Here is a 10518-nt window from a genome sequence, read left to right as displayed (position 1 = left end):
TTTGGGCGGCGGCATGGATCCGGTCTCCTTGGCCAGGCGCCGCGCCGCCTTATAGGCCATATATCCGGCGTTGGTCTTGGGGGCGAGCGCCAGATAGATCACCGCCTGCGCCAGCGCAAGCTCGCCCTCCGGGCTGCCAAGGCGCTCATAGGTTTCCCAGGCTTGCAGGCAGACCGCCTGCGCCTGCGGATCGGCGAGGGCGATGTCCTCAACCGCCATCCGGGTCAGGCGACGGGCCAGATACCGCGGATCCTCGCCGCCTTCCAGCATGCGCGCATACCAGTAAAGCGCGGCATCCGGGTCCGAGCCGCGCACCGATTTATGCAGCGCTGATATAAGGTTGTAATGTTCCTCGCCGGATTTGTCGTATTTCGCCGCCCGCCGCATCAGCCGGGTGGCCAGCGCCTCGCGCCCCAGCGGGGCCGGAACCTTCCAGGCCGCCACCTGCTCGATCAGATTGAGCAGCGCCCGCCCGTCGCCATCCGCCATCTGATGCAGCGCGTCGCGTGCCTCCGGCAGCAGCGGCAGCTTGCGCTCCAGCGTCTTCTCCGCCCGCTGGGTCAGCCGCTCCAGATCCGCAAGGCTGAGCCGCTCCAGCACCAGCACCTGACTGCGCGACAGCACAGCGGCATTGAGCTCAAAGCTCGGGTTTTCCGTCGTCGCGCCCACCAGAAGGATGGTGCCATCCTCCATATGCGGCAGGAACCCGTCCTGCTGCGCCTTGTTGAAGCGGTGGATCTCGTCCACGAACAACAGGGTGCCCTGCCCGTTCTGACGGCGGATCCTGGCGGCCTCAAAGACCTTGCGCAGCTCCGGCACGCCGGTAAAGATCGCCGAGACCTGCACGAAATGCAGATCCGTCTCCTGCGCCAGGAGCCGCGCGATGGTGGTCTTCCCCACCCCCGGCGGCCCCCAGAATATCAGCGAGGACAGGCTGCCGGAGGTAAGCATCACCCCCAGGGGGGCCTCGTCGCCCAGAACCTGCTCCTGACCGATGACCTCTGCCAGGCTCTGGGGCCGCAACCGGTCCGCGAGCGGGCGCGGCGCCTCATTGGCCCCGCCACGCCCGGTTTCCGCGCCCGCCTCCCCGCTGTCAAACAAATCCGCCATCAGAGGCTCACAACCGGAACCGCAGCGACATGCGCTGACCTTGCCGCAGCAGATCCAGCTGCATCCAGCGGCCGCTCTCCATCAGCAAACGCGGCACATCCGCCGCCGTTGCCACCGGCTGGCCATTGACCGCCAGCACCAGATCGCCCGGCTTCACCCCGCCGCGCCCGGCATAGGGGCCGGGGTTGAGCACCACCACGCCCTCGGCCGAGAGCGGCAATTGCATTTGCGAAATCACCCGCGGGTTCACCTGCGCCACCACCAGCCCCGGCAGCGGCGTCTGGTCATTAAGCTGGATCGGATCAGAGGCCGGCTGATCCGGCGCCTCATTCAGCGTGACCGGCACCACGTCGACCTTGCCCTGATGGACGCGGGTGATCTCGCTGCTGTTGCCCAGCCCCGTCACCGACAGGCGAAAGGCCATCTCGGAGGGGGAGTTCACCGGCTCGCCATCCACCGCCAGCACCACATCGCCGACCTCAAACCCCGCATCGACAAAGGGGCTTTGCGGGTGCAATTCGGAAATCAGCATCCCATCCACCCTCTCCATGCCCAGCGCCTCGGCCAGATCGGAATCCACCGGCTGGCCGGTCATGCCCGCCCAGGGGCGGCGAAAACTGGTGTCTCCGGCCTCGGCCTGGCGCAGGAATTCACGCACCAGATTGGCCGGAATCGCAAAGCCGATGCCGTTGGAGCCGCCCGAGCGGCTGAGAATCCGGGTATTGATGCCGATCAGATCGCCATTCACGTCGATCAGCGCGCCGCCGGAATTGCCCGGGTTGATCGGCGCATCGGTCTGGATGTAATAGCCAAAGCCCTGACCGCCGCCGGTGCCGGTGCGCGCCAGCCCCGAGACAATGCCCGAAGACACCGTCTGCCCGACCCCGAAGGGATTGCCGATCGCCAGCGCCAGCTCGCCCACCTCGACCTTGTCACTGTTGCGCAGCTCCAGCCAGGGCAGCCCCTTGGCGTCCTTCAGATGCAGGATGGCGAGATCGGAGTCCTTATCCGCCAGCACCACCTCGGCCTCGTATTCCTGCCGGTCGCTGGTCACCACCCGAATGTCCGAGGCCTCGCCCACCACATGGTAGTTGGAGACCACAAACCCATCCGGCGACAGGATCACGCCGGAGCCCAGCGAGTTCTGCACCCTTGGCCGGGGCTGCGCGAACTGGCGAAAGAAATCGTCAAAAAACGGATCATTGGCAAAGGGGCTACGGTTCTGATCCTGACGGATGATCTTGGCGTATATATTCACCACCGCCGGGGCGGCCTCCTTGACCAGCGGCGCAAAACCCAGCGAAATCTCCGCCTGATTTTGCGGCACATGGGTTTCAGCCTGAACAGCGGGCGGCAGGCAGGTGACAAGCATAAGCGTCAGGGGGATGGCAAATCTGCGAACCATGGGGCCTCCGATCAATCGTCTTGGTGGGGATGATATGCGGAGGTGGCACCGAGATTGCAAGCGGCGCGGTCTGCACATCTTGGGGAGGGCCTGCCGGAAAGGGGCGCTGCCCCTCTTGGTCTGACGGCCAATTCACCCCGGGATATTTTCGGTTAGAAGAAGGGCGGGGCGGCGGTGCACCGCCCCGGTCCAATCAGCCCGCGAGCCGCGCCCCGAGGCTGCGGCGGCTCTCGACCGCCTCGGCGAGCTTGCGCAGCTGGGTTTCGGTCTCTTGCCAGCCGATGCAGCCATCGGTGATGGACTGGCCATAGGTGAGTTTCGACAGATCGCCATCCTTGGGCAGGTCCTGGCGGCCATGCACCAGGTGGCTTTCGATCATCACGCCGGTGATGCGGGTCTCGCCGCCCGCCATCTGGGTCGCCACATCCGCGAGCACCTCGGGCTGTTTGGCCGGGTCCTTGGCGGAATTGGCGTGGCTGGCGTCAATCATCACCTGTGGGCGGATGCCGTCGGCCCCGGCCTTCTGGCAGGCGGCATCAATGCTGGCGGCGTCATAATTGGTGCCGCCGCCGCCGCGCAGGATGATATGGCAATCGGGGTTGCCCGCAGTGGCCGCGATCGCCGCCAGACCCGAGGGCGCCAGCGCCATGAAGTGATGCGGGGTCGCCGCCGAGCGCACCGCGTCGATGGCGATCTGCACATTGCCCCGGGTGCCGTTCTTGAAGCCCACCGGGCAGCTGAGGCCCGAGGCCATTTCGCGGTGGATCTGGCTCTCGGTGGTGCGCGCCCCGATTGCCGCCCAGCTCACCAGGTCCACAATGTATTGCGGCACCGAGGCGTCCAAGAATTCCGTGCCCACCGGCAACCCCATCTCGCTCAGATCAAGGCAGAGCTTGCGGGCGTGCGACAGCCCCTTGTTGATGCGGAAGGAGCCATCAAGGTCGGGATCATTGATCAGCCCCTTCCAGCCGGCGATGGTGCGGGGTTTCTCGAAGTAGACCCGCATCACGATTTCCAGCCGGTCGCCCAGCTCGGCCCGCAGGGGTGCCAGACGGCGAGCGTAGTCCAGCGCCGCCTCCGGGTCGTGGATCGAACAGGGGCCGACCACCACGATCAGCCGGTCATCTGCGCCATGCAGGATCTTCTGGATATTGCGCCGCGCGCTCAATACCGTTTCGCGGGCCGCATCGGTGAGCGGGTGTTTCACCGCAAGGGCTTCGGGGCAGATCAGTTCCTGCATATCGGTAATCCGCAAATCGTTGGTCGGGGTGGGAGACAGGGTATTCATGGGTTTGGATCCTTTGGCGGGAGCCCCTGTCGGACCTCTGGACAACAAAAAACCGCCCGGGGTCCTGGGGCGGTTTGGTGCGGTATTTCTCGTTTCTGTCAGTCTGGTTCAGAAACGCGAAGACCCTCCGTCCGCCATGTGGCGCGGATAAAAGTAGAACCAGAACTGGGCATACTGTTGGGTCATGCGACGGAGGCTAGCGAAGATTCGCGAGCCTGTCGATCCCTAAATTGGCGGCGCCTTAAAGGCCCCCCTCAGGCGTCAAGATCCGCGCCCTTTGGCGTGGCGCGGCCATAGCCGGGGCGGCCTGTGCCGCTCTGGGCGACGTCGAAATTCCACACGATGATCAGATTGGTGATCATGGCACCGATAAAGGAATAAAACAGCTGCGAGGGCGTCAGTACCAGCGCCGAGGCGGCAAAAACCGCAGCATCCACAGCCAGCTGGAACCAGCCCGCCTTAAAGCCGGTGCGATGTTCGATGATGATGCCGACGATGGTCATCCCCCCGGCGGAGGCATTGTGGCGAAAGATCGCGATCAGCCCGGATCCGCTGCACGCCCCGCCCAGAATTGCCGCCAGCCCCGGGTGCAGCGCGACAAAGCCCAGATACTGCGGCAGCACCTGCGCGCCCAGGGAAATGCCGATCACCACCGCCACCGTGCGCAGGGCAAAGACCGCACCGCGCCGGGTCCAGGCCAGGATCAGAAAGGGCAGGCTGATCACCAGAAACAGCGGCCCAAACCCCCAGGGCAGCACATACGACAGCAAAAGCGCGATCCCCGCCGTCTGCCCGGTCACCAGCCCCGCCGCCTTGAGGAAGGTAACCCCCAGCGCGCACATCAGGATGCCGAAAATCAGCCCTTGCAGGTCAAAGAAGGTCAGGACGGGTCTGGATTGGGACGAGGGCATGCAGGATCCTTGCGCAAGCGGTGGTCTGCCTCCCTGATAGGGTGCTGCGGTGCAGAAAACAACGACCCTCGCGGATCCTGGGGTGCAAATCCTCGCCACCTGCCCACAAAAAAGACCCCTCGCAACGGATGCGAGGGGCAGGTGCTTCGAGGGAGACTTGATTGGATCCGCAATTGTCCAAGAGGCGGTAGGCGCGTGGCCCTACCAGGTTTCCATGCCCTTTTCGGCAAAGGCATGGGCGAGGAAATCAATAAAAGCGCGCACCTTGGGCTGGGTGAAACGTCCCGGCGGGTAGACCGCATAGACGCCCAGCGTTTCCACCGGCAGGCTGGGCATCACGTCCTCCACCAGCCCTTCGGCCTTGGCCTCGGCGTAAAGATAGCTGGGCAGATAGGCGATCCCGAGGCCCGAAATCGCCGCGTTCAGCAGCGACTGGCCATCATTCACCGACAGCCAGCCGGTCGACCGCACCTGCCGCTTTTCGCCGGAGGGGGCGGTCAGTTTCCAGACATTGCCGCTGGATTGGTTCGAGTAGTGCAACAGCTTGTGGTCGCTCAGATCGTCGATCTTTTGCGGGCGGCCGAATTTTTCCAGATAGCCGGGCGAGGCGATCATCCGCTTGGTGGTCTCGGTCAGCTTGCGGGCGCGCAGGCTGCTGTCTTCCAGCTCGCCGATCCGCACCGCCATGTCAAACCCTTCGGAGATCAGCTCCACAAAGCGGTTGTTCAGCACCATATTGACAGTGATATCAGGGAAATCATTCAGGAACTCCGACAGCACCGGCGACAGGTGATTGACGCCAAAATCGGTCGCCACCGAAATGCGCAAGAGCCCCGAGGGCGCGGTCTGCATCGAGGTCACCAGCGCATCGGCTTCGCCCGCGTCGTTCAGCACCCGGCGGGCGCGATCATAATAGGCCAGCCCGATTTCCGTCGGCGACACCCGCCGCGTGGTGCGGTTGAGCAACCGTGCCCCCAGCCGCGCCTCCAGGCTCGACACATGTTTGGAGACCGCCGATTTGGAGATGCCCATCTTCTTGGCGGCATCGGTAAAGCCCCCCTGATCCACCACATTGGCGAAGGCTTCCATTTCGGTCAGTCGATCCATTTGAACGATCCTCGTCACGCAGAATTGCCCCCTCTTCCTGCGGGTGAAATCGGGCAACAACGGGGCAGGCTTGGGATAATTGCAGGGTTTTTGGCGGATCGTTCAGCCTGTGGAAACAGGTGCGGCGCAACCCTTCGGCCCACAGCGAAGCATCCCGGCGCGCCAACAGGCTATCAGCTGAGGACATCACAGCCCAAGAGGAGCCATCCATGCTGACCTGTATCATCCGCTATCAGATCGACCCCACCAAACAGGCCGAGTTTCGCCAGTATGCGCAGGTCTGGGGTCAGGCGATCCCGCGCAACGGCGCCGATCTGATTGGCTATTTCGCCCCGCATGAAGGGTCTTCGACGCTGGCCTATGGCATCTATTCGATCCCTTCGCTCGCCGCCTATGAGGACTATCGCGCGCGGCTCTCCGCTGATCCATTGGGGCGGCAGAACTATGAGTTTGCCCAGCGCGAGAAGTTCATTTTGCGCGAGGACCGCACATGGCTCACACTGGCCTCAGCGCCGCATGGCCCAACAGGAGAGAACACATGATCGCCGTCATATTCGAGGTCGTCCCCGCCGAGGGACAACAGCAGGCCTATCTTGATCATGCTGCCAGCCTGCGGCCACTTTTTGAAGGGTTGGAAGGGTTTATCTCGATCGAGCGCTTCCAGAGCCTGACCACACCGGGCAAGCTGCTGTCGCTGTCCTTCTGGGAAGACGAGGCCGCCGTGGCGCACTGGCGACAGTTGCAGGCCCATCGCGCGGCACAGGCAAAAGGGCGGCGGGGCTATTTCGACGACTACCGGCTGCGGGTGGCCCATGTGCTGCGCGACTATGGCATGACCGAGCGGGATCAGGCCCCCGCAGACAGCCGCGAGATCCACCCCGAGCCCTAGGCTCCGGCGGGAAACGGGCGGTGCACCGCCGGTCTGGATTTTCAGGATGAAACCGGGCCGGCTTGGGTGTAGAAACGGAGCGAGGTCGGCATCATTCAAGGCCGCCTGCCGGGTGTAATTTAGATCATTTCAGTGGGTTTTATCATGTCCCTTCCCCCTCGTTCCACAGCGATCACTCCCTCAAGCTCCGCCTGCGGTCGCTGGGCCACGATCCTCGCGGTGATATCGCTTGTCATGCTGGCGGCGATGGTTGTGCTGGGGATCGCCTTTGGCCCAAGCGTGCAGGTGACGCTGCAACGGCTGGTGCTGTTCATCGCGCCCGGCGTCAGCCTGGTGGCTTTGCTCCTGGGTCTGATTGACCGCAGCAGCGCATCGGGACGGCGGGGGGTGATCCTGGCCGTTCTGGGATTGGTGATCTCGACGCTGCTGCTGATCTACCTGACGCCGACCGAGGTCACGATGACCCCGGTCTGACGCCATATCCTAGCGAGGATCACTTGGTGAGCAGCTTGCCGTCGCCGCGCGCGGTCAGCTCCATGGTTTGCGATTTGCTGTTGGCACCGCCTGCTGACATGCGCACCAAGAGCGGGATCGCGCCGATCACCTTGTCCTTGGTGCCAACGTTCAGGGGCCTGCCGCGGGTGCTGGCGTTCACATCAAAGGTGAACCCCCAGGCCACATCGCATTTCGGAGCCCAGACGCAGAAGTTGGTCACAAAGACCGATTTGGGATGCGCCTCGCATTGGCCATTATACTGAAAGCTGTACTTCAGCTCGCATTCGATAACGTCAATCCCATAGAGGTTTTCATAGACCACATTCCACGAGCCGGTTTTCTTCTTCCAGCCGTAGAGTTTGGTAAAAGGGATCTTTTCCGGCACCGCGCCGCAATAGGCCGATTGCGCGGTAGAGACAGCCCTGCCGTCCTTGATGATATCCCATGCGGTCTTGCCCGCGTTGACAATTGCGCCGATCATGTCGGCTGTAGAACTATCGCCCATTTTAAGAACTTTCTAACCTTTCAAAACCAACAGGGGGTGCTCAGCTCGGCTTCGACATCTTGATGCGCCCGAGGCTCAGCCGCTTTTTCTCGTCGTCCACGATCGCCTTTTCGACCTTTTCGATGGTCTTCACGGCGGCCTTGTCGGCTTTCTTGGTTTTCTTGGCGTCGTTCAACCCCTTGAGCAGGGTCTTGATATTCTTGGAGATATCCTCGCTGGGCTTCTCCAGCCCCTTTTCGATCTGAGCGATTTCCTTGAGGAGTTTCTTGTCTGCCGCGATATCCGAAGGTCCCTTGGACTTGAATTCCTTCAGAATGCTTAAGAGAGGAATACTTGCCATGTGACATTCCTTTTCTCGTGAGGTTACGTAAGCAATTGAAATTTCAGGAGACAGCGCTCCTTTGTAATCTCAACAGCTTACGCGGCGGCAGCGATTTGTGACAAGGGGAGTTTCCGGCCACCGGCGTCAGATCGCCCATGAGGGTGCCGCCCCTGTTCACCTGCCGCTAATCGGCGGCCCCGGGGACCTCGATCACCCCTTCCATCGTGTCGGGCAGCTGGGACGGGCAGACCCCGCCGCGATGGCATTGCAGCACGATATCGCCAGCGGTGCCATCGGCCGCATCAAAGAAGAAGCCGCCGCAGGGCTCCACCACGGCCACCACGCGGCCCTCGACCTGACGGGCAAAGAACAGGTAGCGATTGCCGGGGGTCAGCTTGCCGCACCAGGGCCCCAGGCAATGGGCCTCCAGCGTGATCTCGCCCTCCAGCGGCTGATCAAAAATGCGCTCGCCCAGCAAAAGCCCGGTGAGCTGCGCCGGAACCTCCACCGGTTTGGAGGCGCCCGCCGGGCGGCTTTCGGAATATGTGGGCAGGAGGTTCTGGTCAAAATCCAGTTGCCCTTCGATGATGAGGAAGTCCTCATCGCTTTGCTGCACCACGCGGTAGACATCCCCCGGCCCCATCGGCACGCAACTCAGCGCCTGCGCCTGCGCAGCGCTTGTCAGCACCAGAGCCGCCGCCAGCAGCGGCCTAGAGATGGGCATCAAATTCTGCAACCACACGGGCATAGACCTCCTTCTTGAAGGGAACGACTTTTTCCACCAGCTCCGCCACCGGCTGCCAGCACCAGGCGGAGAATTCCGGATGATCGGTGTCGATATTGATCTGCTCATCGCGCCCGAGAAACCGCATGAGATACCATTTCTGCTCCTGTCCGCGATATTTGCCGCCCCAGAAATGCGGCACCACCTCCTGCGGCAGATCATAGGGCAGCCAGCCTGCGCTTTCGGCGATGATCTCGACCAGATCCGCGGTGACGCCGGTTTCCTCTTCCAGCTCGCGCAGGGCGGCAAGGCGGGGGTCCTCGCCCTTGTCGATCCCGCCCTGCGGCATCTGCCAGGCGTCCTTGTGGCGATCCATGCGCCGACCGACCCAGACATCGCCCGCACCATTGATCAGCATGACGCCCACATTGGGGCGATAGGGCAGCGCGGCGATCTCCTCGGCGCTAAGGGGTTTGGGGCTGTCCTTGCTCATCAATCTGCTCCGCGCTGTCTGCGTTTTCTCCTCCTTAGACCCTGTGCCGCCGGGGCACGCAAGGGGGTGACGCCGCGTTGGCAGGTGACAAGCGGCAGCGGACGCGCAATCCTTTGCGGAACTGACAGGCAGGGAGAGGTGTCATGACTGCGTACCCACATATGCTGGCCCCGCTGGATCTGGGCTTTACCACGCTCAAGAACCGGGTGCTGATGGGCTCCATGCATACCGGGCTGGAAGAGACCCGCGACTGGCCCCGGGTGGCGGAGTTCTATGCCGCGCGCGCGCGGGGCGGTGTGGCCCTGATGGTGACCGGCGGCATCGGCCCGAACCTTGAGGGCTCCGTGCTGCCGGGGGCAGCGATGATGACCAGCGCGCAGGATGTCGCCAACCATTCGGTGGTGACCGATGCGGTGCACGCGGCGGGTGGCAAGATCGCCATGCAGATCCTGCACGCGGGCCGCTATGCCTATGGCAAGACCTGCGTCGCGCCGTCGGCGGTGAAATCGCCGATCTCCCCCTTCCCGCCCACCGCGCTGGATGAAGACGGCATCGAGAAACAGATCGCCGACATCGTCAACGCCGCCCGTCTGGCCCAGGAGGCCGGCTATGACGGGGTGGAGATCATGGGCAGCGAGGGCTATTTCCTCAATCAGTTCCTCGTCACCCATACCAACAAACGCACCGACCGCTGGGGTGGCTCCTACGAGAACCGCATGCGCCTGCCCATCGAGGTGGTGCGCCGGGTGCGCGCTGCCGTCGGGCCAGAGTTCATCCTGATCTATCGCCTCTCGATGATCGACCTCGTGCCCGATGGCTCCACCTTCGAGGAGGTGGTGCAACTGGCCAAGGCCATCGAGGCCGCGGGGGCCACGATCATCAACACCGGCATCGGCTGGCACGAGGCCCGCATTCCGACCATTGCCACCTCGGTGCCGCGCGCCGCCTTTGCCTGGGTGACACAGAAGCTGATGGGCCATGTGACGATCCCGGTGATCACCTCCAACCGCATCAACACCCCCGAGGTCGCCGAGGAGGTGCTCGCCAAAGGCTGCGCCGACATGGTGTCGATGGCGCGGCCGATGCTGGCGGATGCGGAGTTCGTGGCCAAGGCCGCCGCAGGGCGCACGGCGCAGATCGCGCCCTGTATCGCCTGCAATCAGGCCTGCCTTGATCATACCTTTGCGGGCAAGCTGACCTCCTGTCTGGTCAACCCGCGCGCCTGTCATGAGACCGAATTGCTGCTGACGCCCGCCGAGGTGACAAAAG

The 10518-nt window shown here is 63.3% G+C and carries 13 protein-coding genes; 4 read left to right on the top strand and 9 right to left on the bottom strand.

Annotation, left to right across the window (positions count from 1 at the left end; translation table 11 throughout):
- From HCZ87_RS17710 to HCZ87_RS17690, 5 genes are all read right to left on the bottom strand, one after another.
- Positions 1 to 1110 (bottom strand): replication-associated recombination protein A (locus HCZ87_RS17710; RefSeq protein WP_167645928.1); only part of this gene is annotated, 1110 nt, incomplete at its 3' end.
- 7 nt (positions 1111 to 1117) lie between these two features.
- Positions 1118 to 2515: a trypsin-like peptidase domain-containing protein gene (locus tag HCZ87_RS17705; RefSeq protein ID WP_167645927.1), complete on the bottom strand. Its 1398-nt coding sequence runs from the start codon at positions 2513 to 2515 to the stop codon at positions 1118 to 1120.
- Positions 2516 to 2708: 193 nt separating this feature from the next.
- Complete coding sequence (locus HCZ87_RS17700; protein WP_167645925.1) at positions 2709 to 3803, bottom strand: 3-deoxy-7-phosphoheptulonate synthase; 1095 nt, start codon at positions 3801 to 3803, stop codon at positions 2709 to 2711.
- A 254-nt stretch (positions 3804 to 4057) separates the two neighbouring features.
- Positions 4058 to 4714, bottom strand: coding sequence for a YitT family protein (locus tag HCZ87_RS17695; RefSeq protein ID WP_167645923.1), 657 nt, complete (start codon positions 4712 to 4714; stop codon positions 4058 to 4060).
- Between the two features lie 201 nt (positions 4715 to 4915).
- Complete coding sequence (locus tag HCZ87_RS17690; RefSeq protein ID WP_167645921.1) at positions 4916 to 5821, bottom strand: LysR family transcriptional regulator; 906 nt, start codon at positions 5819 to 5821, stop codon at positions 4916 to 4918.
- A 209-nt stretch (positions 5822 to 6030) separates the two neighbouring features.
- On the opposite strand from HCZ87_RS17690, the gene HCZ87_RS17685 reads away from it, so the two are divergent.
- The 3 genes from HCZ87_RS17685 (at position 6031) to HCZ87_RS17675 (ending at position 7184) form a co-directional block, all read left to right on the top strand.
- Positions 6031 to 6363 (top strand): NIPSNAP family protein, encoded by a 333-nt coding sequence (locus tag HCZ87_RS17685; protein ID WP_167645918.1) that lies wholly within the window; start codon positions 6031 to 6033, stop codon positions 6361 to 6363.
- Complete coding sequence (locus HCZ87_RS17680; RefSeq protein WP_167645916.1) at positions 6360 to 6710, top strand: antibiotic biosynthesis monooxygenase; 351 nt, start codon at positions 6360 to 6362, stop codon at positions 6708 to 6710. The genes HCZ87_RS17685 and HCZ87_RS17680 overlap by 4 nt, the downstream gene beginning before the upstream one ends.
- A gap of 144 nt (positions 6711 to 6854) precedes the next feature.
- Positions 6855 to 7184: a hypothetical protein gene (locus HCZ87_RS17675; protein ID WP_167645913.1), complete on the top strand. Its 330-nt coding sequence runs from the start codon at positions 6855 to 6857 to the stop codon at positions 7182 to 7184.
- Between the two features lie 19 nt (positions 7185 to 7203).
- Here the strand turns inward: HCZ87_RS17675 and HCZ87_RS17670 are convergent, their stop codons facing one another.
- From HCZ87_RS17670 to HCZ87_RS17655, 4 genes are all read right to left on the bottom strand, one after another.
- Complete coding sequence (locus tag HCZ87_RS17670; RefSeq protein WP_167645911.1) at positions 7204 to 7710, bottom strand: hypothetical protein; 507 nt, start codon at positions 7708 to 7710, stop codon at positions 7204 to 7206.
- A 40-nt stretch (positions 7711 to 7750) separates the two neighbouring features.
- Positions 7751 to 8050, bottom strand: coding sequence for a hypothetical protein (locus HCZ87_RS17665; RefSeq protein WP_167645909.1), 300 nt, complete (start codon positions 8048 to 8050; stop codon positions 7751 to 7753).
- A 166-nt stretch (positions 8051 to 8216) separates the two neighbouring features.
- The gene (locus HCZ87_RS17660; RefSeq protein ID WP_254868691.1) at positions 8217 to 8756 is read right to left on the bottom strand and encodes a hypothetical protein; all 540 of its coding nucleotides are present in this window, start codon (positions 8754 to 8756) and stop codon (positions 8217 to 8219) included.
- Complete coding sequence (locus HCZ87_RS17655) at positions 8743 to 9249, bottom strand: RNA pyrophosphohydrolase (RefSeq protein WP_167645907.1); 507 nt, start codon at positions 9247 to 9249, stop codon at positions 8743 to 8745. Before HCZ87_RS17655 ends, HCZ87_RS17660 begins: the two co-directional genes overlap by 14 nt.
- 143 nt (positions 9250 to 9392) lie before the next feature.
- Here HCZ87_RS17655 and HCZ87_RS17650 point away from each other — a divergent pair.
- On the top strand, positions 9393 to 10518 hold a 1126-nt coding region (locus HCZ87_RS17650), incomplete at its 3' end, for a 2,4-dienoyl-CoA reductase FMN-binding domain-containing protein (protein ID WP_167645905.1).

Origin of the sequence: Phaeobacter sp. HF9A, from assembly GCF_011806385.1 — a bacterium.
GTDB lineage: Bacteria > Pseudomonadota > Alphaproteobacteria > Rhodobacterales > Rhodobacteraceae > Epibacterium.
The sequence above is the reverse complement of the archived record's forward strand: the minus strand, read 5'-3'. Positions and strand labels throughout refer to the sequence as shown.

What these genes read in the sequence shown, in the direction of transcription:
- HCZ87_RS17705 (WP_167645927.1), bottom strand. Translation starts at nt 2,515, where the DNA reads ATGGTTCGCAGATTTGCCATCCCCCTGACGCTTATGCTTGTCACCTGC.
- HCZ87_RS17700 (WP_167645925.1), bottom strand. Translation starts at nt 3,803, where the DNA reads ATGAATACCCTGTCTCCCACCCCGACCAACGATTTGCGGATTACCGAT.
- HCZ87_RS17695 (WP_167645923.1), bottom strand. Translation starts at nt 4,714, where the DNA reads ATGCCCTCGTCCCAATCCAGACCCGTCCTGACCTTCTTTGACCTGCAA.
- HCZ87_RS17690 (WP_167645921.1), bottom strand. Translation starts at nt 5,821, where the DNA reads ATGGATCGACTGACCGAAATGGAAGCCTTCGCCAATGTGGTGGATCAG.
- HCZ87_RS17685 (WP_167645918.1), top strand. Translation starts at nt 6,031, where the DNA reads ATGCTGACCTGTATCATCCGCTATCAGATCGACCCCACCAAACAGGCC.
- HCZ87_RS17680 (WP_167645916.1), top strand. Translation starts at nt 6,360, where the DNA reads ATGATCGCCGTCATATTCGAGGTCGTCCCCGCCGAGGGACAACAGCAG.
- HCZ87_RS17675 (WP_167645913.1), top strand. Translation starts at nt 6,855, where the DNA reads ATGTCCCTTCCCCCTCGTTCCACAGCGATCACTCCCTCAAGCTCCGCC.
- HCZ87_RS17670 (WP_167645911.1), bottom strand. Translation starts at nt 7,710, where the DNA reads ATGGGCGATAGTTCTACAGCCGACATGATCGGCGCAATTGTCAACGCG.
- HCZ87_RS17665 (WP_167645909.1), bottom strand. Translation starts at nt 8,050, where the DNA reads ATGGCAAGTATTCCTCTCTTAAGCATTCTGAAGGAATTCAAGTCCAAG.
- HCZ87_RS17660 (WP_254868691.1), bottom strand. Translation starts at nt 8,756, where the DNA reads ATGCCCATCTCTAGGCCGCTGCTGGCGGCGGCTCTGGTGCTGACAAGC.
- HCZ87_RS17655 (WP_167645907.1), bottom strand. Translation starts at nt 9,249, where the DNA reads ATGAGCAAGGACAGCCCCAAACCCCTTAGCGCCGAGGAGATCGCCGCG.